The sequence below is a fragment of the Bifidobacterium xylocopae genome, assembly GCF_003315615.1.
In the GTDB taxonomy this organism is placed as follows: Bacteria; Actinomycetota; Actinomycetes; order Actinomycetales; family Bifidobacteriaceae; genus Bombiscardovia; species Bombiscardovia xylocopae.
This window is the reverse complement of sequence record NZ_PDCH01000003.1, coordinates 19581-41086: the sequence shown is the minus strand read 5'-3', so window position 1 is coordinate 41086 and position 21506 is coordinate 19581. Positions and strand designations below refer to the sequence as shown.

Sequence of the window (21506 nt, the reverse complement as noted above, 5' to 3'; positions counted from 1 at the left end):
GCCTCGTGTGGGTTCCAGGCAGGGGCAGCATGCTGGTGCCCGAATCAAATGGCGCTCCCTGACCGACCTGCTGATTTTCCTGATCGGTCTGGGCATTTTTATGTATCCCTTGGTGGCTTCGTACGTCAATTACCAGGACGCCAGCGCGTCAATCGATGCCTACGACTCCATCGTCTCCCACCTGACTCCGGCCCAGAAGGCGAAGATGTGGAAACAGGCCAAGCAGTACGACGAGGCCCTGGGTAAGCCTACCCTGCGAGACCCTTTCCGCTACCACAAACTCAAGTACCCCGTGAACCTGTACAACCACACCCTGAATGTGGATGGCAAGGGCATGATGGCCTATGTGGACATCCCCAAGATCTCGGTCAAATTACCGGTTTATCACGGTACCAGCGACGAGGTGCTTCTCAAAGGCACCGGTCATATAGCCACGACCCACATCCCGACCGATAACAGGACCCAGCATGGGGTGATCACTGGCCACACCGGCGCTGTAGGCCATATCCTGTTCGACAATCTGACCCAGATGAAGAAGGGCGACATCTTCCAGGTGCGAGTGCTGGACCACCACCTGTCGTACAAGGTGGATCAGATCCGCGTGATCCTTCCCAGCGATGTGCGCAACCTGCAGCCGGTGGAGGGCCGTAATTACGTGACCCTGCTCACCTGCACGCCTTACGGCATCAACTCGCACCGCCTGCTCGTGCGCGGCCGTTATATCGGCGAGGGTATTGCTCCCACACAGCCCAAGGGCGCGCCCAAGTGGGTCCTGTGGGTCCTGCTCGTGGCATTGCTGATCACCGCCTTACTTATGAATATGGTCACCCGCAAGCGTAGACAGGTGCGGATCGCCATGGTTCTGATCCGGCGCAATTATGGACTCGGTTCCGGGGGCCCCCCGGGGGTGGCCGGTGGCTTGCCCGGCGGAGAGCACGATCCGGATGCCCCGTCGGCCGGTTCGGCACCAACTGCCGGCGGACAAATACCAAGGGATCCCGCATCAACGGTCTTGCTCGCCAGGTCCTCCCTGCCGGATGGGGGCGGGTCCGATGACGACTCCGGTGACGGCTCTTCGGTTTGATGTCCGACGGTCGGTTGTCCCGCTCGGAGCCGGCTGCGGATCCTATAGTAAGGTGGAAACCATATCGCGAGGACAGGCCTGTAGCCGTGTCCGCCACTGTTCACGGGTCGAGGGGTGTTGTGCCAGATGGCGTTGAATGAGTATGCAGATCGGTCGTCGGATGCTGGCGTGGCGGGGCCGGAGCATGTTTGCGAACCCGTGCATGCCTCGGCTATGTCCGTGGCCCATGCGGTCGCTTCAATCTATGGCGGCGCAGGTTCTAGGGGATCGGCCCCGGGAGCGGGTGACCACAGTGGCGGCGGCCGGATGTATATGGAAGTGCCCCGGCTGAGCCTGCAGGCGGATGATTCACCTGAGCTGATGGGTCTGCCGGAGTCGGCATCCGAGTCGGGCCCGGTCGTGCCGGTTTCCGGTCCGACGGTGCCTCCTCTCACTTCCTACCCTGCTTCGGCGGGCTCTGTGGATTTCGCGGGCAACGGTGGAAACGGAAACTTGTCTTCGGGGTTCTCCGGACGGTCCCTTGACCGGTCGGTGGCTGCTTCCGCCTCCAATCCATCGCCTCGCACGACCGACTCGATTCCCAGCAGTGCGGCGTTGCCGGCCGATGCCGGTTGGAGGATGAGCCCGTCTCAGGCACCGGCTCTTGGGCACCAAGAGGGAAACGGCTATAGGGCCGGGTTCGAAGGTTCCGGCCTTGCGTCCCCTGGTGGTGTCGCCCCATCTGCCTCTTATGCGGCTCCGGCGGTTCCGGCGGTGCCTGCAGGGCCTTCCTCACCGCTGCCTGCTTTCTCTCCCGCTACATATCAAGGTCGGTCCCATGGGGCATACATGACCGATGAGCCTTATAGGGCTTCGCTGCCTTCGGACCGGTTGTCGTCTTCCGCCGAGCCTGGTCGGCCAGCGCCCGCCTATCCGGTGACACCGGTCGATGCGGGGGCTTCGGATCCCCGGACCGCTGCTGCGCCTGCCCTCACATCACAACGTTCAACGGAGGCCATCTCAACCATGGCAAGCAGATCAACCGATCAGTCAAGGGTGGGTTCGGATGGTGCATCGACGTCCCATGCTGCTGTGAAGCATTCGCGTTCACGGCGCGCGGCCAGGCACGATGGCGCCAGCGTCCCGAAGGCGCGGCACACGCCAGTCTGGAGTCGCAAGAGCCCGAAGGACATCAAGGCCTTGCGTACGCGTGAAAAGAGACTCACCATACTGTGGTGGGTGCTGGCGGTCGTCGCTTTGTTCTTCGCATGGGCTTCCTTCGGCCTCATGATGCGCATCGGATTTCTGCCGACCTTCGATCTGGGCTATTCCTGGTTTGATGCCCACATCGCCTTTTTCTTCGGGATCAGTCCGAACAACTGAGGCATGGCCTGTATTTCGCCTCTCTGAACCCGGACATGCCTGTCCAGTCACGGTCAGGCTGTTGCCTGACTTGCAACCGGGGGGGGGGGCTTGCTGGTCATAACACACTCCATCGTGGGTAGTGGGCTTGGATATAATCAGCCCCCCCCCCCCGGGGCACTCGCAGGATACGGGCCTTTGCTCGCAGTTCACGGTCGCAGTTTCGACATCGATGTTTTCTTGGGCCGTCTTCTTGCAATTTTCTCATCCGTGAGAATCGAGGGCGGGTATGCTACTGCCAGTCTATGAGATTCTCATGATTCCAGTTACTGAACGAGGAATGAAAAGTGCGAACGGAGGGAGTTGAACCCTCACGAGCATAAGCTCACTGCCACCTGAAGACAGCGCGTCTACCATTCCGCCACGTTCGCAAGCAATCAGTAAACTTACCAGGCTTCCTTCCACCCCGCAACCCCATACCGGCTCGGTCGTGTCGCGCCCGTCCAGGTGGCGGTCGGCACCATTCCGTGCCTTAGCGGCGGCACGCGTGTGGTGTATCCACTCTGCCACACGATTTCAGTCATCGTTCGTCGTGTTCGACGCGGCTCCACCGTACGACGGCGCGATGGCCGATGGCGCCTGCCAGGTCTTTGCGGGCCGGGGATTCGCGCGGTCGCTGTCGCGGGAGCTCAGCCTTTGGACCCGTGGGCATAGAACCTGGTGAGTGTCTGTTCCTTGTACTCGTCGAAGTAACCGCCGTCGATGGAGGCGCGAATCTCGTCAAGGAGCCGTACGAAGAAGCGCTCGTTGTGGATGGTCGCGAGCGTGAAGCCGTTGAGCTCATGGGCGTGGAGGAGGTGGCAGATGTAGGCGCGTGTGTAGTGGGTGCAGGTGTAGCAGTCGCAGTCCTCTTCGATCGGCCGGAAGTCGCGGCGCATGGCCGTACGCATCACGTTCCAGCGGCCGTCCCGGGTGAACACGGCGCCGTTACGGCCGCAGCGGGCAGGTGCTACGCAGTCGAAGGTGTCGCCGCCGTTCTCAACGCCGGCGAAGATATCGTTCACGGCTGCAATGCCCAGTACATGCCTTGGCCGCTCCTCGGGCATTTCGTCGCAGATCCAGGCGCAGGTCTGTCCTAGGAGCCGCTTCTCGATGGCGCCGCCGATGCCCACCCCATCGAAGGGAAGTGAGGCGATCTGACCGGCCGCACGGCGGCGTAGGTCCTCGTAATTGGCTCCCTGAACCACCCCGAACAGGGCCTGGTAGGGCTTGTCGGAGCGCGCCTGGGTCAGATGCTCGTGCTTGGCTATGCAACGCCGGGCCCAGCGGTAGGTGCGCTCCACGGACTCCTCCTGGTAGGAGCGGGTGTTCATGAGCGTGGTCAGTTCGTCGAAGGAGAACATGATATCCGCACCGATTTTGTGTTGTATGCCCATGGAGATCTCGGCGGAGAAGCGGTGTTTGTTCCCGTTCAGGGGGGACTTGAAGGTCACGCCGTCCTCATCCACGAAGGCTCGGCGTTCCTTGCCCTCTGCTATCACTTGGTCGGACTTCATGCCGGTCACGTCCATGGCCAGGGTCTTTTTGAAACCGGCACCCAGTGAGAGCACCTGGAAGCCGCCGGAGTCGGTGAAGGTGGGCCCGGACCACGCCATGAACCGCCCCAACCCGCCGGCCTCGTCCAGCACGTCCTCACCGGGCCGTTCGAACAGGTGGAAGGCGTTGGAGAGCAGGGCCTGCGCCCCCAGGTCCTCCACCTGCTCCGGCAGCACGGCTTTCATGGCCGCCTGTGTGGCGACGGGGATGAAGGCGGGCGTGTGAATGTCGCCGTGTGGCGTGTGAATTGTTCCTGTTCGCCCATAGCGTGCCCCGTCACGGCCCAGGCCGTCGTCAGTGGAGGGCAGGCGGGTCCGGGTCTCGAAGCCGAAGGTGCCAGGGTTGATGCTATCGCTCATGTCATTAACTGTACCGGGGCCCCGGCAGGGGAACCCGCCGCTTCCTCTCGCTCCTTCGGCGGATATGCGGAAAACCGGGCGATGGTTTTTCAGCTGGCATTCAGAAAACGTCCAGATTGATTGTCTGTACTGTAAGCACAGTGCAAAGCCGGCCTCTGTGGCACCTGGCGGCACGTATAATCAACCCAGACCGATAGGTAGGGGTGCGAGTCCCGGCACGGCAGGCGAAACGCAAGCGAGCGTGAAGGAGTAGCGATGGCGGACGACAACAATATCAACCCCTGGCAGGGATCGGACGGACAGTCCTGGCAGCCCAGCCATATCGACGATGGGAAGGCCGAAACATCCGGTAACAACAATGGTGCCGCAGGCGATCAGCCGGTCCAAGGCGGTGCTGATTGGGGGGACCCTGCTGGTGCTGGCCCGTTGCAGGCACAGCCTACGCAGCCATCCCAACCGGCGGGGCCTCCGGCCGACACCAATGGGCAGATCCCTTCGTACCGTCCAGCGCCGCTCTACGGTGCCTATGCACCTTCGGGACAGCAGCCGCAGCAGGGCCAGCCATCAGCGCAGGGGACCGACCCGGAATCCGACCAGGCACGTGGTAAAGGTTTCATTTTCGGCCATCATTCTTCCTCTGGCGAACAGCCCACGGTCGACGGTCAGCAGGGGCAGGAGGGCCGTCCTACGGTTCCCGTTTTCGGTTCATTCGGTCAGCAGGGCCAGCCGGGTTCAGGTGAGCAGCAGGCCAATGGGTATGGAACTCCCGGCGCCTTCCCTCCCGCCGGCAACCAGCCTGGGCAGCAGCCCCAGCCCGGCGGCAATCGTCCCTTTGCGCCGCAACCTACGCCCGGCCAGCCCCGGTATGTGCTCACTGCGGTTATTGCGGCGGTCGTGGCGGCGGCCCTGATGCTGGCTCTGGGCTGGGCGGCCATTACAAATGGTTGGGTTTCAGTGCCTTCTTCCTCTTCCTTGGGTTCGGTATCCTCCGACAGCTCCGGCCAGGGTTCGGCCAAGGTTCCGGACGGCAAGGCCCCTGACTGGCAGACCGTGGTCAAGGCCGTCTCCGGTTCCGTAGTCTCCATCCAGGTGCAGGTCAAGGACGGTGTAGGCGCCGGTTCAGGGGCAATCCTGGATGAACAGGGCCATATCGTGACCAACAACCATGTGGTTTCGGGCGCCCAGAAGATCCAGGTGACCCTGTCCAACGGTCAGATCTACTCGGCCCAGGTGGTCGGCACCGACTCCACCGCCGATCTGGCGGTCATCAAGCTGGACAATCCCCCCAAGGATTTGAAGCCTGCCCAGTTCGCCGATTCAAGCAAGCTGGCCGTGGGCGAGAACGTCATGGCAATCGGCAATCCGTTGGGCTATGACAACACGGCCACGACGGGTATTGTTTCCGCCCTTGACCGCCCGGTCTCGGTCATGGATGAATCCGGCGGAACCCCTGTGGTCACGAACGCGATCCAGTTGGATGCGGCCATCAACCCAGGCAATTCGGGTGGGCCCACCTTCAATGTCGCCGGTCAGGTCGTGGGCATTAACTCCTCGATCGCCTCGACGGCAAACTCCAAGTCACAGGCGGGTTCGATCGGCATAGGCTTCGCCATTCCGTCCAACCTGGCCAAGCGTATCGCCAATGAGATCATCAAGGACGGCAAGGTCAAGCATGTGGCCCTGGGCATCACGATCCAGTCCGGTACCGCTGAGGCGGACGGCGTCACACGAGGCGGCGCTAAGGTCATGAAGGTCACTTCAGGCTCCCCGGCTGACAAGGCGGGGATCAAGGAAGGCGACGTAATCGTGGCCTTCAATGACCACGCGGTCAACAACAACTACTCACTCCTTGGATATGTGCGGGCGGCCGAGTTCGGCTCCAAGGCCAAGATCACGGTCGTGCGTTCCGGCAAGGCCCTGGATCTGAATGTCATCCTCGACCAGGAGGAGCAGGCGGTCAACGGCACACCCAGGTCAGACTCAAATGGGCGCAGCAAGAAGAAGCAGGGTGATTCGGGGTCCGGCGGTTCGGATGGCTCGGATGGCTCGGGGGATGACGACCCCTTTGGCTTCCTCTTCGGAGGCCAATGATCGGTGAATAGAAGGGAATGAGGGGGTAAGGAATCGAGGATCGGTGGTCACGCGGCCGGTGATTCTCCGGTCCCGGCGGTGGGCGGGGCGGCAAGGTCGGGCGGAATCCGGCTGGCCGCCCCGCCCTTCCGTATGAGGCCGCGGCAGGTGAAGATTCAGTCGCACTCAGGGAAAGTGACAAGGTTGGCATTTGGGGCTGTATGGCTGAGCTGCTAGGATTATATTCAGAATGTCGGTAGTGGCATGCCTGCTGGTCCCAGTGGTGGGTCCGCCTGGCAGCGGGCCGGCAGCTGGTGAGCAGGCTTCGGGGGAGCTCCTGGTGGGGGCCAGGGGTGCATGGGATTTCAGGTTGAAGAAGGGTGTGACATGCGCGAGCATTCACTGCGTTGGTGGACCAGGGGCAAGGCCCGGCTGGTGGCGTTCCTGGCGTTCGCTGTGGCTTTGTTGATGGTGGCGGCGGTCATGCCGCCCGCGCACGCCGACACATCGACGTACACCTCCGAGGATGAATTCATTGCCGGTACTACAGCTGAACAGTCGCACCCCGCGAAACTGACCGTGACAAAGCTGCTTACCCTGACTCAGGGCTTCAAGGCCACGGGTTCGGTCCAGGACAAGAACAGTCCCAATATTCCGGCCAATCAGGTTGCCAAGGACGTGCCTTTCAAGCTGACCTTTGTCACCCCGAACGGCGTGACCCCAGGCAATATGAAGCCCGACCAGGAGCGCACTTTCACTCGTGGTATAACGTATGTGGGCAAGACCAATAGTTCAGGTGTCATCCAAAACGGTGGCAGTGGCATTGGCTACTGGCACACCGGCAGCTACGATGACACAAGAAGTGTGGCCTCCTTTCCCATCGGCTATTATCTGTTGGAAGAGGTCACGGGTGACAGTAGCGGCAACCCCTACACCAATCCGTCCAACGACTTGTTCGACCCGACTTATGCACCTGCCGAAAAGGCCATTTTCGACTTGCCTTACCGTGCCACCAACACCACCAACCCGTCCGGTGGTGGCGCCCCAACGTCCACGGACGGTTTCGTCTACAATCTCCACGTTTACCCAAAGAACGTGAATTACTCCCAGCTGTCCAAGCGAGTTGTAGCGGTGTGCCAGCCAAACAGCGTGGGGGGTGGAACCGGATATTGTAGTGGTACGGGACCTGAACGACCGGGGAAAGTCGCACAGGATGGAGACGATGTCATTTGGGAGATAACGCAAAAGCTTTACGATGGTAATAGTGATCCAGCCGGAGCATTAAATAACGACAGTAAATTAGATTTGTCGGAGATACGTGCAGTTACAAATACTGCAACTACAGTCTTGAAAATCGCTGACAGGTTTCCAAGAAACGTGGCCCTAGATTCTGGTTACGGATCTGGGCGCGGAGTGACAAGGACGTTATCGTGGAAAGAGAATGGGGTTCAACATGCCGCTGTGAATGACACTAGTACTGCGGCTTTGAATTCTATGTCAAACGCTGGGAATGTTGCCCGTATTGGAGGGGCAGCCGGTAGTATGTTCCCCTCCTTCGTTATGAGCCCCAATTACATTGCAGTAGAGTGGAAAGGCGGGTCCAATAACGCACTGGGGACATTGGCAGGTAACTATCGGCCTGGTGTTACATATACAGATATAAAGCTGACACTTACAGTAAGGACAACCATGCTGTATGGGTCAGGTGATAGTACCAATGACAGTCCATTAGGCTGGGATAGTAACATTGCAGCCTCTGATAACATAGATAACCTTCGTGCAGGCACAAAGAGTTTTAAAGCTGTAGCGTCTCTGGCAACTCCGAGCGTCCAGTTTGTCAAGACAAACAAGAGAGACGATACGCACCCTCTCAAAGGTGTAAGCGGAGCAGTGTTCTACTTAATCAAGCATGACGGCGATAAAACAAAGTTTTTATATAACAATAGGTCTGGTATTAGTGGTACTGCCCCGGGTTCGCAAAAATACATCAGTATGAGCGAGGTCGATGAAGTTAGGATCGAGAAACAAAAGATTGTTCAAGGTACCTCTAACTCCAAGGGTATAGTGACCTTTACGGGAATTCCTATTATCGATCCTTCCACCGGGAAAGTATATGATGATACCAGCAAACTTAAGTTTGACATGGTCGAGTACGAGAAGCCAAAATATAATAATCCGGCTAATCCAAGTGGGCCGATGCTTGACTACCAGGCTCCCTCGATTGCATATCAGACGATAGATTTCAGCCAGTATGCCGGCAAGTCAACGGTTGAGCTGGAGGCTGCTGGCTTGGGTGTTCCTGCGGATATGTCCAAATTAAATTTCAAGGATTATAAAACTCCCAATATGCCGACTGGCCCGACATCGCCATTTACGAATCTCAAGGGCGATCCCGTCACTTTAGGTGTTATGAACTGGCAGCAGGACCAGACGGATCCGGCCAAGGTCGGAGCGCTGCCACTTACCGGTGGCCGGGGCATCCTGCTCATGCTGATTGTGGGTTTGATCGTCATGCTGATCGGTCTCCTGGTCTCCAAGAGGCATGAGCGCCGCATGGCTCGCGGAGCCCACCGGGCCTGACCCGCTCCGCTCCTCTAATCCTGTCGGGCGTCCCCTGTTCATCGGGGGGCGCCCGACAGTCGTATTCACTCCAGACGCAGACAATCGGTGCGGGACTGATCTGTGACGGTCCGATGGCTATGGCAGCCCGTGTGTGCCGGGGCCGGGGTGGCCTGCTACAGTGGTAATCAGTGAGTGCCGTCGTCGGTGCTCCTTGCGGCCGCTACGGGTCGCTGGGGACGTCGCAGTCGGTAACGAGACAAGCAGCGGGGGAAGCTTCCAACCTAGTTGGGGGTCCGTCTGGGTCTAGGTTGGAAGGTAGTGCTATGCGCGAGCATATGCTTGAGCTGTGGGGCAGAAACAAGGCGAAGGCCACGGGTCTGTTGGCCCTGGTGGTCGCCACCGGGATGATGCTGGCGGTTGTGCCGGCGGCCAATGCCGATACGGCAACGACGACCTATGACACTGCCGATGAATTTCTCGGTGGAGATGCTCCTGACAAGGCTGGCAAGCTGACCCTGACCAAGGTTTTGACGAAGGCTGCGGGGAAAAAGTCGACAGGCTCGGTCAGGGACGCTCCTACCAGTCCCAAATTAGGCGCGGGCGTGACCTTCGTCTTGACCCGTGTGACGCCAAAGGCTGGCCGTACCCCGGGTAGCATGGATCCGAAGACCGATAGCTATGTTCGGACCGGGACGGTATATAAGGGTAAGACCGATGCCCAGGGTCTGATCACCAATGGCGATTCGTCATCGGTCGGCGACGGCTTCTGGCGCGATTCAGCCGGAAACATAATCCCCGGGTTCCCGGTCGACAGCGCTAACCACTCAAGCTACTACTACCTGCTTGAGGAATCAGACATGGACAACCCCTATACTCGGCCGGACAACCCCCTGTTCAACCCTGCCTATACGAAGGCCGAGCCTTCCATCTTCGACCTGCCCTACCGTGCCACGAACGTGACCACCAATAGGGATGCTGCGGGAACCGTCACCTCCACCTCAAGCGAGGACGGCTTCGTCTATAACCTGCACATCTACCCCAAGAATGTGAACGAGTCCCAGATCGCCAAGGACGCGGTGAAGGTAACCGCTCCCGATGGGACCGCTCGACCCGGGAATCTGGCGCAGGTGGGTGACACGGTCACCTGGAAGGTCACGCAGAAACTCTACGACGATACGCGTGCAGGCGGGATGAACGGTGATGGGAGGATTCAACTCAGCGAGATTCGGGACGGCGGACGACCCGGCTTGTTCATGAAAGCCACCGACAGGGTGCCGGCTGCTTTGACATACGTAAACCAGCCGCCGCATCTGGATTTGTCCTGGACCGAGGACGGGACGCAGCATACCGAGGACATCACGACAGGCGGCTACGTCACTATCGATCCGCGCCCAGGCAGCGACGGGAATGTGAACAAACGCAGTGACAGTCTTCAGGGTACGGCCATGACGACAGGACCGGTCAAGGATATGCTGACTTTTCCCGACCTGGAGAAGAACTCGACTGTTCTCACCGTCAAATGGTATTCCAACTGGAACGGTAGAGGACTGGGGGAACTCGCAGGACATTACGATGCGGCCAAAACCTATACGGACATCAAACTGGAGCTCACATATGACACGAAAGTCAGTGGCTCGGATGATGGCGAGGCATCTCCCATGGGGCTACTGACCAACGCGATTGCATCGGACAACGCGGATAATGCCACGCATGATCCCTATTACGCGACGGCTTCAGTACCCACAGCCGGTCTGCAGTTCGCGAAGACGAACAAAAAGGACCAGAAGGATACGACGCTGAAAGGGCTGGCCGGCGCGGTCTTTCGTCTGACTCCCGTGGGAGACAAGACCAGATTCCTGGGCAGTGACGGTAAGTTCTACGCGGAAGGGGCGACCCTGCCCTCCGGTGTCACCGCCTTGGAGGCCACCTCGAATTCCAAGGGCGTCGTCAGCTTCGTAGGAGTGCCGATCGTGGACAGCGCCACCGGCAAGGTTTATGCGGATAGGAACAAGTTGCAGTTCGGGCTGCTTGAGGTCACGAAACCCAAGTACGACCCGACGGGCGGCACGAGTCCGACAACGGATTACCGGGCCCCCTCAATCGCATTCGGCACTGTGGATTTCAGCAAGTATCAGAGTGCTGAGCCGGGGACGCTGACTGAAGGCGCCGGAGCGGATATCGCAAAGCTGGACTTCAAGGACTATGCGACAAAGAACATGCCCACCGGTGACACGTCGCCATTCAAGAACATGCGTGGGGATGTGATTGGCAAGGGCCTGGTCAACTGGAGACAGGACCAGGAGGATCCGGCCAAGGTCGGCGCTTTACCGTTGACCGGCGGCCAGGGCATCCTGTTTATGCTGATTGTCGGTCTGCTTGTCATGTTCGCCGGTCTCGCGGCCTCGAAGTATCGCGAGCGCCGTCAATCCCATGCCATTCACCGCGCCTGATCAGGTCCAGGTGGCCCTATGCTTCCGCTGTGCGGGTGCTGATCGGGGTCTGCTCCAAGCCATCTGAAAGGGTGCTGGTCGGTTTCAAAGAGAACAGGATTGTTCCGCATGGGTTGTGATCGGTCATAAGGGGTTTGAAGCAGCATTCACGGTATCGGTCCGCTTTCAGTGGACCGGAACGTTTCGTAACTGGTGGTACACCGGTTTCGGAACACACCTGCCGCCTCGTCTGTAAGGGGATGAAGGCCTACGGTTGGGTGCATAATTGGTTGTATTGATTCATTGGTGAGTTGCCGGGCGTTCTTGGGGCGGCCGGCAACTTTTCATTGCCTTGCGGTTGGGTGGGGCTGCAGGGGTGTATCGGAGGAAGCATGAAGGAAGCCTTGGCCTTTGCCAGGCATGTGCCGTTGTTGGTGGTGACCATCGTCTGCGGGGCCGTCATGGGGCTGCTCTGGGGGTCCTATCAGCCCGTCGCCCATTGGATTGTAACGATTCTGGTGGCTGTGGCCCTGGTTGACACCCTCCGTGGCATGATTGACGACGTGCGCCACGGGCATGTGGGTGTCGATATCCTGGCCGTGGTCGCCATCCTTTCCACTCTGGCTGTCAAGGAATACTGGGCCGCTTGGGCCGTGGTTCTCATGGTCTACTCGGGAGCCGCCATAGAGCAGTATGCCCAATCCACAGCGTCTTCCAACCTGACCGCACTGGTGGCCGCGGCCCCGCAGACGGCCCACGTCATTCGTGGAGGCACGGGCCATGCGGCCGACTATTCGGACGGCGTAGCCAAGCTCCAGGACTCAAATTGGGGCACGGTAACAGTGGACAAAGTCCACTTGAACGACGTGTTGGTGGTTAAGCCGGGCGAGACCGTGCCCGTGGACGGTGAGCTGATCTCCAGCGAAGCCACGCTCGACCTGTCAAATATAAACGGCGAACCAGTGCCTCGGCAGATGGTGGCCGGTTCCCGGCTCATGTCGGGTGCGGTCAACGGTTCCACCACCTTCCTGATGGAGGCCACCCAGCTTTCACGTGATTCCCAATACCAGAGGATCCTGGAACTGGTACGCTCGGCCCAATCGTCACGCGCGGCCGTCGTGCGTACGGCAGACTTGCTGGCCGTGCCTTTCACGGTACTGGCCTTCATCATCGCCGGTGTGGCCTGGATTGTCTCAGGTGTGCCTACCCGTTTCGCCCAGGTGCTGGTGCTGGCCACACCCTGCCCCCTGCTGATCGCTGCGCCGGTGGCCTATATGGCCGGTTCCGGACGGCTGGCCAAGGCGGGTGTGCTCATCAAGACCCAAGACGTTATCGAGAACCTGGGACGCGTGTCTCATGTCTTCTTCGACAAGACCGGCACCCTGACCGTCAAGCGGCCGCGCGTGACCCGTATCGACAAACCCGCTCGTCCCAGCCTTGGGCTGGGTGAGCGGGAGATCCTGGCCATGGCTGGGGCCGTGGAGACCTATTCGGTCCACATTCTCTCCAATGGCATCACAGCGGCGGGAGACAGGGCCCGGCGGGAGCTTCAGCAAGAGGCGCGGGCCTCGGGTGATGACGATGCGCTCCCGCGTTTCCGGGCCGAGGGCGTCGCCGAGGACTCCGGGGAAGGGGTGCATGGGCGGGTCAATGGGCACCGTATTCGTGTAGGACGCTTCGACTATGTGACGGAGGCCGGCCGCAGTGTGGGTTCGGCCGGGAGTGCCGAGCATTTCGCCGAGCTGGCTCCCGACGAGATGGCCGCCTATGTGACGGTCGATGGCCAACTGGCCGGCAGGATCGTGATGAAGGACGTGCCCCGCGAGGATGCCGCCCAGACCATAGCCGTCCTGCGTGCCATGGGGGTCAACCGCCTGTCGATGCTGACCGGTGACAAGATGGATTCAGCACGAATCATCGCTGACCAGGTGGGTATCCAGGATGTGCACGCCGGGCTCTACCCCGAAGGCAAGGCTCAGATCATCGCCGAAGCCTCCCGACGGGACCCGGGAAGGCAACCCTGGTGGGACCGCTGGCTGACCCGCTTCATCGGCGAATCCGTGACGAAGACCATCACCATGATGGTGGGGGACGGAGTGAACGACGCGCCGGTCCTGGCCGCTGCGGATGTGGGGCTCGCCATCACCGACGGCTCCACGACCGCCGCCTCCGAATCCGCCCAGGCCGTCATCATGAAGGACGACATCGCCTGTGTGCCACGCGCGATCGCCATCGCTCGTCGTACCAAGCGGGTCATGCTGCAGGCTGTGGTGGTGGGCTTGGGTTTGGCGACCCTGGGCATGCTGGCCGCCGCTTTCAACCTTATTCCGGTTGTGGTCGGCGCTTTTGCCCAGGAGGCGATCGACGTGGTATCCATCCTGTGGGCTCTGTCCGCCTTGATGGACAAGGACTGAAGGCGATCCGGACAGCGCTACGGGCGGACTGTGGTCTGTTGCAAGCTGAGGCTTTGCGATAGGCTGTAGGGCATGAGCGCAAGCATGAACCAGAACGATTCCTACACCTCCGGACGTCTGAAAGTGGCCGTGGTCGGTGCGGGACCAGCAGGTGTGTATGCCTCCGACATCCTCCTGCGGCAGCTGAAGGAGAAAGGTGAGGAGCTGGGTCTGGGCATCGACGCACGCATCGACATTTTCGAGAAGCTTCCCGTGCCCTTCGGGCTGGTGCGCTACGGCGTGGCCCCCGACCACCCCAGCATCAAATACATCGCCGGCGCCCTGGAGAAGACCCTGGCCAACCCCGCCCTTCACCTGTACGCGGATGTGGAGTTCGGCAAGGACATCACGCTGGACGAGCTGGAAGAACGGTACGATGTGGTGCTCTTCGCCACCGGAGCCACCGCTGACCGCCCGCTGGAGATCGAGGGGCATGGTCTGAAGGGCGTGTATGGGGCTGCGCGCTTTGTGGAGTGGTATGACGGCTATCCTTCCGCACCACGTGAGTGGCCCCTGGAGGCCGGGCAGGTGGCCGTGATCGGCGGCGGAAATGTAGCCATGGACGTGGCACGCATCCTGATGCGCCGAGCTGATGACCTCCTGCCTACCGACATTCCCGATAATGTCTACGAAGGCATCAAAGGCAACAGGGCGCGTGAGCTGCACATGTTCGTCCGCCGCGGACCGGCGCAGGCCAAGTTCGCGGTACAGGAGCTGCGTGAATTGGAGAAGCTGCCGGGCGTGCAGATTGTCGTCGACCAGGACGACTTCGATCTGGATGAAGAGACGATTGAAAAAGCCGGCGAGGACAAGCTGACCCGGCAGATGCTGGGGGAGCTCTACGCTATTCGGGACATGTCCGCGGACATGGAGGATGAAGGCGGTACCGACTTTGAAGGTAAGCCCGCTGACCGCAAATACTACATCCACTTCTATCAGATGCCGGCCGCCATCATCGGACAGGACGGCAGGGTGAGCGGGATCCGCGTTGAGCATACGCGCGTGGACCCGGACGGTAACATGAGTGGGACCGGGGAATACACCGAGTATCCGGTGCAGGCGGTCTACCACGCCATCGGCTACAAACCCGCTGAAGTGGCGGGGATTCCGTATGATTTCGACGCCTATACCCTGGCAAATAAGGGCGGCCGCCTCTACAGCGCCCCAGCTGATGAGGGCGGCCGGCCAATCGCTCGCCTGTATGCGACCGGTTGGGCCAAGCGTGGTCCGGTGGGGCTGATTGGCTCCACCAAGTCCGACGCTTTGGAGACCATCTCGAACATGCTCGCGGATTTGGCCGCCACTCCCTCGCGTGGGCGCCTGGCACCGGACCGGTCCGAGGATTCGACCGACAAGCTACTGGCCTCTAAGGGCGTGCACCCAATCGATTTCGCCGGCTGGAAGAAGGTCGATGCCTACGAGCGATCCGAGGGAGCCAAGGTCGGTCGCGAACGCATCAAGGCCATCGACCCGGACCACCTGCGCCACCTGGCCCTGGATTGAAGTGGGGATATATACAGGCTGTTGCTTTCGCGGACCGCAGCCGGAATCGTCGGTACTCGACGTGCTGATAGTATGGGAATCTATTTTCGATCGCCGGCTGGGGCTGCCGCAGGATCTCTTTCATGATAGGCATGCGCGGAAAGTAGTGGGAGAGGAACATAAACGTGAACTGCAAACACTGTGGGGGCGCCCGCTTCCTGCGGATTGTGGCCGTGGGGGCTACCGTACTCAGTTTGCTTGGCCTGATGTTCCTTCCCGCCCCTTTCAAAGCCGTGTCGCTTGGTTCGCCGGGTCAAACGGATACATGCATACCTAATACGAGTACATTCGCCGACTGTTTTTCCGATAACCCTAGGCTTATGGGCTTCCTGATGGCGTTCTTCTTCCATGTGACCCCAGTGGCGGATGAGATCCCTGAAGGACGACAGCATATTTTTACCGACTGGATGGCGAAGTCCACATACATCGGGACCATAGTCGTTGGCGACGATTTGAAAGTCACAGATTTGAAGGGTATTGAGCGTTTCCAGGAGCTCGATACCTTGGATATGCGGTTGCAACGGATCACGGACATCAGTCCCCTCGCGGACTTGCCCAAACTCAAACTGCTCCTGTTGAGCGGTAACCGAATCAGCGATGTGAAGCCTTTCGCGAAATTCAAGAGTCTGCCGTCATTGAGCAGCGTGCGTTTGGGGTCCAACTGGATACGGGATGCGACTCCTCTGGTCGAACTGGCACGTGCCGGCAAGTTCAGCCCAGATATGCAAATAGGTGGGACGATCATCGCTTCAGGCGGTCGCCGGCCTTCCGGAATCGATATGTCCAATCAGGGCAGTATCGGATATGAAGCATATATGCCCAATGAAAGGCCTTTATACCCGGAAGACCCGGCACCTTGGGGAAGGTTCCCGCCCATGCTGGTTGTTCCAGGGCATAACGATCAGGCCTTGGAAATACCGACCCCGCTGTTCACTCTCGATGCCGACTCTCCCGATGCGAACGGCAAATACCTGAACTGCGCGACCCAGCCGGGCAACGGTGTTTGGAATCTGAATTCGCCGACCACGCGTTGGGAGCCTCCCCTGGCTGTGACCGACTATACGGTCACTTGTGGGAATAACGGTGATGGTGCAGCAGCCAACATCCTTGATGGATCTGGGAACAGAATTGGACGATTCGGCGGGGTTGTGCGGCGTAAGACGGCTTTAGGCTGGATGGTCACGCTTCATTACGGCGATGGGCGTGCCGATAAGGAGAATCGCTTGCCCCAGGGGACCCGATTCGACAAGCCTGGTGATCCGCAAAGGGACGGCTACCGATTCCAGGGTTGGTCGACCGATCAGCAGGGGCAAAACCCATATGATTTCAGTAATGTGGTACGTGGCAATATTGACTTGTATGCGCAATGGGAGCCAGTCCTGACTGTCCCTTATGCGGGGTCCAGGCCGGTAATGCGATGGGCCGGCGAGGCATTGGTCTTTCTGTCTGTTGCCTGCGGTCTGTTGCGGGGGGCTCAGAAACGGGGCGGCTTTCGTCGGCGGCCCGAATGGCAAAGGGTGCCGTAACCCGCTGAATCCCGGGCTTGCCCGCGGCTGAACTTCACGGCGGTCAGCTAGAGTGCTGTGTATGGACGGCAAGCTGAAGGTGCATGGGCACTACAACGGACTGAAGACGACGCTGCTCTTTGCAATCATGTGGGGCATCATCATGCTGATCTGGGCCCTGACCGGTGCGCGCTCGGGCACGCTGGGCGTCTATATCCTGATCGGCCTGGCCACCACGTTCGCCTCTTACTGGTTCTCCGATCGCATCGCGATTGCATCCATGCATGCACAGCCGGTCTCCGAGCGAGAGGCACCCGGGCTCTATCGTATCGTGCGCGAGCTTTCGCAACGGGCCGGCAAACCCATGCCGCGCATCTACATAGCACCCACCGAGTCGCCCAACGCCTTCGCGACCGGGCGCAACGAGCGGCATGCGGCGGTCTGCTGCACCCAGGGAATCCTGCGGATGCTGGACGAGCGGGAGGTCCGCGGGGTGCTGGGCCACGAGCTCATGCATGTCTACAATCACGACATTCTCACCTCCGCGGTTGCTTCCGCCATGGCGACGGTCATCACCTACCTGGGCTATTCGCTCATGTACTTCGGCGGCGGAGATAGCCGTGACCGGGATTCCGGTTCAGGCGGTCTCGGAATCATCGGGGTGCTCGTCTCGTCAATCCTGGCGCCACTGGGTGCCTCATTGATTCAGATGGCCATCTCCCGCACCCGCGAGTTCGACGCGGACGAGGATGGCAGCCGTTTGACCGGTGATCCTGCGGCGCTGGCATCCGCTCTGAACAAGATCACCGCCGGCGTTGAGTACTCACCCATGCCCAAGACCGCTGGTACCCAGTCCGCCGCGGCGCTGATGATAGCAAACCCATTCTCCTCAGAGGGCTTCAGCCGCCTCTTCTCGACCCATCCTCCGACCGCCGATCGTATATCCCGCCTGATGCAAATGGCTCAGGAGATGCAACTGTCCCAGGGGCAGCAGCCCGCCGGCCGGGTCGGACGCTGAAGCCTGGAGACTCAGTCGCTGACGGTTTACTGGTGATTGTCATGCAATGCGGCGGCCGGCGCAGATGATGGTCCGGGTGGTCCAGGTGGTCGGATCCAGCAGGAGAAGGTCGGCAGCATAGCCGGGTGCCAGCAGGCCCAATGGGGTGCCGGTGAGCGGGTTGGGGCGGTCAAGGCCCAGCGCCCTTGCCGGCGTCAGCGTGGCAGCCTCGACCGCCTCGGCTTCGCCCAGGCCGATGACCTGCACCGCGCGACGGACCGCGACGTCCAGGGTGAGCGTGGAGCCGGCGATGGCACCGTTTGATGCCAAGCGGGCGTGGCCGTCCCTGACCTCCACGTTCAGAGAGCCCAGCTTGTAGGCCCCGTCGCGGCAGCCGGTGGCCTCCATGGCATCGGTGACCAGCGCAATCCGGTGGGGAAAGAGCCGGAAGGCCAGACGGACCGCTGGGTCCTGCACGTGGAAGCCGTCGTTGATGAGCTCGGTCGTGACGCGCGGGTCCTCCATGGCGGCTGGAATTGGGCCTGGCGCGCGGTGGTGGATGCCGTTCATGGCGTTGAAGATATGGGTCAGGATGCGGGCGCCTGCGTCGAAAGCCCGGCGCGTCTGTCCATAATCGGCGTCGCAGTGTCCCACCGCTGGTACGACACCGGCCTTGGCCAGCCGGCCGATGGCCGCGATGCCGTGGGGCCGCTCGGGGGCGATGGTCACCTGTCTGATGCAGCCGTCCGCGGCTTCCAACAAGTGGTCAAGCGCAGCGGGCTCGGGGTTGCGCAGACATGCCGGATCGTGCGCGCCCTTGCGGCTTGGCGCGATGAACGGGCCCTCCAAGTGGGCGCCGAGGACGTCGGGGCGCTCGTTCACGGTTTGGCGTACCTGCCTGAGGTTGGCGGCCATCACTTCCAGAGGGTTCGTAATCAGGCTGAGCACCTGCCTGGTGCTGCCATGGAGCATGTGGCCGGCGCGGGCTGTACGGATCCCCTCCACGCCGTCGTCGAAGGAGGCCTGCCAGGAGCCGTGCGAATGGATGTCGATAAAACCGGGAGTCAGGAGGCGGCCGTCCGCATCTACGAAAGCACAACCACCCCTCTGTCGGGCCAGCGGTACGTCGGTGGAAAGACCTCTGCCGGATTCGTTCGCGATGGTCGTCGGGGGAAGGGAGGGCAGTCCAAGTCCCCGTATGGCTGAATCCAGGTTGTCCTGCCCATGGCCGACGGATTGGATCACCCCGTCAGCGGTTATGACCCAAGCCTGGTCCAGCGGGCCGCGCGCGTCAACCAGCCTGGCGTTATGAACGATGACGGGTCGGGCTGGTGCTCGCAGGGCCGCCTCAACCTGCTTGGCTTTATCCTCGAACGATGTCCCTGCCATGATTCTGCCCTCTCCGGCTTGTCAAGCCGCTATATCGGCAAACTTATACTTCCAGGCTATTCTCCGGCTTCGAACGCCATCACGACTGCTGAGCTGGCTGCTGTGAATGGCGTGCGTTCAGATGCTCTGCCAGGATGGCTTGTTGGCATAGGCCCACTTGTAGTAATCACGGTTGCGGAGGCGTGAGGCCGCGGCTTCGTCGATGATGACGGTCGCATGCGGGTGCAGCTGGAGGGCCGATGCCGGGCAGAAGGAGGAGATGCCGCCTTCCACGGTCTCAGCCACCGCCTCCGCTTTACCGGCGCCGAACGCAAGCAGGACCAACTGACGGGCCTTGAGGATGGTGCCGATGCCCTGGGTGATGCAGTGAGTGGGTACCTGGTCGATGGCGCCGTCGAAAAAGCGGGCGTTGTCGATACGGGTCCGCTCGGTCAGCGTCTTGATGCGCGTGCCCGAGGCCAGTGACGACCCCGGTTCGTTGAAACCGATGTGCCCATCGGTGCCGATGCCCAGGATCTGCAGGTCCACGCCCCCGGCCGCCTCGATTGCCGCGTCATATTCGTGGCCGGCATCGGCGATGGTCTCCAGGTTGCCGTTGGGCACATGCACCTTGGCCGGGTCCAAGCCCAGGGGTTCGATGACCGTGCGCTCAATGGTGGACCGGTAGGACTGGGGGTGCCTGGGATCCAGACCTGCGTACTCGTCCAGGGCGAAGCCGCGCACCCGGGAGACATCGATGCCGTCATCCTTGACTCTCGCTGCCAGTGCCTGGTAGGCGGCCAGGGGGCTGGAGCCGGTGGCTAGGCCCAATACGCAGTCGGGCTTGGTCCGGATGAGATTGGCGGCGCAATCGGCGTAGATGCGGCCGGCTTCGTCCTCGGATTCGGTGATGATCACTTCAGCCATGGTGTTCTCCTTGTATCTTGTCCCTGCTGCTACCGTTGGGGCCTCGGGCGGGGGGTTCGCGTACGCGTTCCGTTTTTTCGGGGGGGGGGGGCATCGCCTGCGAATTGGCGGCTGTGCTGTCGGTGGACCGGTCGGTGCTTACTGGGTCCGTTTCGACGGATCACGGTCATCGACCGCGCCGGCCAGGGCCGCACCGATGGCGCCGATGCGTCGGTCCGGTGCCGCCAGGCTTATCCGGTCTGGTAGGTCCTGGGATTTCACGAAGCCGCTGGCACGGCCTCGCCTCGCCAGTTCGGAGCGCACCAGCTCCAGCAGGGCTGGTCCGGTCCTGGTCACGCCCCCACCGAGGATGATGGCATCCGGGTCAAGGCTCACACCGACGATTTGCACTGCCGTTGCCATGCCGCCTATGGCCAGGTCCAGTGCCTCCTGGGCATCCGCCTGCCCCTGCCGGGCCTTGGCGATCATGTCCGGCAGGGGAGGGGTGGCATGGGGCCAGTGCGCTTGGATGGCCGAGCCGGAGGCTACAGTCTCCAGGCAGCCTCGTTGGCCGCATTTACATAGGAAACCGTGGGGTTCGACCGGTACATGTCCGATTTCGCCGGCGCATCCCGAAGCGCCATGGATGATGCGCCCATCGCGGATGATCGAAGCACCCAACCCGGTGCCCAGGTTGATGAAGGCCACGGAAGGCAGTCCCAACCCCCGACTGGCCCCCAGCGCGGCTGCATTCACGTCGTTTTCCACGCGGACGGGCATCCCGAGGGCCGACCGGGCTTGGGGGCCCAGGTCCATCCGCCTGATGGAGAGGTTGACCGCCTCCTTCACCTGGCCATGGGCGCTGTCCACCAGTCCGGGGATGCCTATCCCGAGACTGACGGTGGCTATGCCCCGGTCCTGGTGAACCAATCCAAGGAGCTTCCGGGCGACACGGACCACATCCTCCAGCACGGCTTCGTTGCCTTGGCGGCTGGCGGTCCGCCAGTGTGCGAGCGTCCGTCCGTCGGGTCCGATTGCCACGCCTTCGATCTTCGTGCCGCCTATGTCGATGCCCAGGCGCAGACCGTGCTTGCGCGCAAGCACGCCGGAATCCGACGCCGTGTCCGGTTGAAGTGCGTTCGTCATTGGTCCTCCCCGGATCGGTTTGCCATGTTCGTTGAGCATCGCAAACCGCTACTGCCATCGAGAGTAGCATTGATTAGTGAACTGGCCGGATTGTACCGAGTTCGCCGATTCGCGGTCTGCTCCGGTTCTCGCCACGGGATTTGAGCGA

Annotated in this window: 13 protein-coding genes and 1 tRNA gene; 9 read left to right on the top strand and 5 right to left on the bottom strand. The window is 61.1% G+C overall.

The window, feature by feature from the left end; all coding sequences use genetic code 11:
• Positions 1-7 precede the first annotated feature (7 nt).
• Together CRD59_RS02410 and CRD59_RS07805 are read left to right on the top strand one after the other, a co-directional pair.
• Positions 8-1084, top strand: coding sequence for a class C sortase (locus CRD59_RS02410; protein WP_161522260.1), 1077 nt, complete (start codon positions 8-10; stop codon positions 1082-1084).
• A 1071-nt stretch (positions 1085-2155) separates the two neighbouring features.
• Positions 2156-2446, top strand: coding sequence for a hypothetical protein (locus CRD59_RS07805; RefSeq protein ID WP_127920930.1), 291 nt, complete (start codon positions 2156-2158; stop codon positions 2444-2446).
• 327 nt (positions 2447-2773) lie between these two features.
• Here CRD59_RS07805 and CRD59_RS02400 read toward each other — a convergent pair.
• Positions 2774-2856, bottom strand: a tRNA-Leu gene (locus tag CRD59_RS02400).
• A gap of 258 nt (positions 2857-3114) precedes the next feature.
• Positions 3115-4380, bottom strand: a complete 1266-nt coding sequence (gene tgt, locus CRD59_RS02395; RefSeq protein ID WP_113853010.1) for a tRNA guanosine(34) transglycosylase Tgt — start codon at positions 4378-4380, stop codon at positions 3115-3117.
• 255 nt (positions 4381-4635) lie between these two features.
• Here tgt and CRD59_RS02390 point away from each other — a divergent pair, with 255 nt between their 5' ends.
• The 7 genes from CRD59_RS02390 (at position 4636) to htpX (ending at position 17959) form a co-directional block, all read left to right on the top strand.
• Complete coding sequence (locus CRD59_RS02390) at positions 4636-6471, top strand: trypsin-like peptidase domain-containing protein (protein ID WP_113853009.1); 1836 nt, start codon at positions 4636-4638, stop codon at positions 6469-6471.
• A 366-nt stretch (positions 6472-6837) separates the two neighbouring features.
• The gene (locus CRD59_RS02385) at positions 6838-9030 is read left to right on the top strand and encodes an isopeptide-forming domain-containing protein (protein ID WP_113853008.1); all 2193 of its coding nucleotides are present in this window, start codon (positions 6838-6840) and stop codon (positions 9028-9030) included.
• A gap of 305 nt (positions 9031-9335) precedes the next feature.
• Positions 9336-11462: an isopeptide-forming domain-containing protein gene (locus CRD59_RS02380; protein WP_113853007.1), complete on the top strand. Its 2127-nt coding sequence runs from the start codon at positions 9336-9338 to the stop codon at positions 11460-11462.
• A 371-nt stretch (positions 11463-11833) separates the two neighbouring features.
• The gene (locus tag CRD59_RS02375; RefSeq protein ID WP_113853006.1) at positions 11834-13855 is read left to right on the top strand and encodes a heavy metal translocating P-type ATPase; all 2022 of its coding nucleotides are present in this window, start codon (positions 11834-11836) and stop codon (positions 13853-13855) included.
• Between the two features lie 72 nt (positions 13856-13927).
• Positions 13928-15397 (top strand): FAD-dependent oxidoreductase, encoded by a 1470-nt coding sequence (locus CRD59_RS02370; protein WP_407923098.1) that lies wholly within the window; start codon positions 13928-13930, stop codon positions 15395-15397.
• 359 nt (positions 15398-15756) lie between these two features.
• Positions 15757-16962 carry an InlB B-repeat-containing protein gene (locus CRD59_RS02365; RefSeq protein ID WP_161522259.1) on the top strand — a complete coding sequence of 402 codons (1206 nt, stop codon included), beginning with the start codon at positions 15757-15759 and terminating at the stop codon, positions 16960-16962.
• A 61-nt stretch (positions 16963-17023) separates the two neighbouring features.
• Positions 17024-17959, top strand: a complete 936-nt coding sequence (gene htpX, locus CRD59_RS02360; protein WP_113853003.1) for a zinc metalloprotease HtpX — start codon at positions 17024-17026, stop codon at positions 17957-17959.
• 39 nt (positions 17960-17998) lie between these two features.
• Here the strand turns inward: htpX and nagA are convergent, their stop codons facing one another.
• The 3 genes from nagA to CRD59_RS02345 form a co-directional block, all read right to left on the bottom strand.
• A complete protein-coding gene (gene nagA / locus CRD59_RS02355; RefSeq protein WP_113853002.1) occupies positions 17999-19327 on the bottom strand; it encodes an N-acetylglucosamine-6-phosphate deacetylase in 1329 nt (442 codons plus the stop codon).
• Positions 19328-19444: 117 nt separating this feature from the next.
• Positions 19445-20233, bottom strand: coding sequence for a glucosamine-6-phosphate deaminase (nagB, locus tag CRD59_RS02350; protein ID WP_113853001.1), 789 nt, complete (start codon positions 20231-20233; stop codon positions 19445-19447).
• Between the two features lie 138 nt (positions 20234-20371).
• Positions 20372-21358 (bottom strand): ROK family protein, encoded by a 987-nt coding sequence (locus CRD59_RS02345; protein WP_113853106.1) that lies wholly within the window; start codon positions 21356-21358, stop codon positions 20372-20374.
• Between the last annotated feature and the right edge of the window lie 148 nt (positions 21359-21506).

Excerpts from the sequence above, each read along its gene's own strand:
- CRD59_RS02390 (WP_113853009.1), top strand. The coding sequence starts at position 4,636 with ATGGCGGACGACAACAATATCAACCCCTGGCAGGGATCGGACGGACAG.
- CRD59_RS02365 (WP_161522259.1), top strand. The coding sequence starts at position 15,757 with ATGGGCTTCCTGATGGCGTTCTTCTTCCATGTGACCCCAGTGGCGGAT.
- CRD59_RS02370 (WP_407923098.1), top strand. The coding sequence starts at position 13,928 with ATGAGCGCAAGCATGAACCAGAACGATTCCTACACCTCCGGACGTCTG.
- nagA (WP_113853002.1), bottom strand. The coding sequence starts at position 19,327 with ATGGCAGGGACATCGTTCGAGGATAAAGCCAAGCAGGTTGAGGCGGCC.
- tgt (WP_113853010.1), bottom strand. The coding sequence starts at position 4,380 with ATGAGCGATAGCATCAACCCTGGCACCTTCGGCTTCGAGACCCGGACC.
- CRD59_RS02375 (WP_113853006.1), top strand. The coding sequence starts at position 11,834 with ATGAAGGAAGCCTTGGCCTTTGCCAGGCATGTGCCGTTGTTGGTGGTG.
- nagB (WP_113853001.1), bottom strand. The coding sequence starts at position 20,233 with ATGGCTGAAGTGATCATCACCGAATCCGAGGACGAAGCCGGCCGCATC.
- CRD59_RS02385 (WP_113853008.1), top strand. The coding sequence starts at position 6,838 with ATGCGCGAGCATTCACTGCGTTGGTGGACCAGGGGCAAGGCCCGGCTG.
- CRD59_RS02380 (WP_113853007.1), top strand. The coding sequence starts at position 9,336 with ATGCGCGAGCATATGCTTGAGCTGTGGGGCAGAAACAAGGCGAAGGCC.
- CRD59_RS02345 (WP_113853106.1), bottom strand. The coding sequence starts at position 21,358 with ATGACGAACGCACTTCAACCGGACACGGCGTCGGATTCCGGCGTGCTT.
- htpX (WP_113853003.1), top strand. The coding sequence starts at position 17,024 with ATGGACGGCAAGCTGAAGGTGCATGGGCACTACAACGGACTGAAGACG.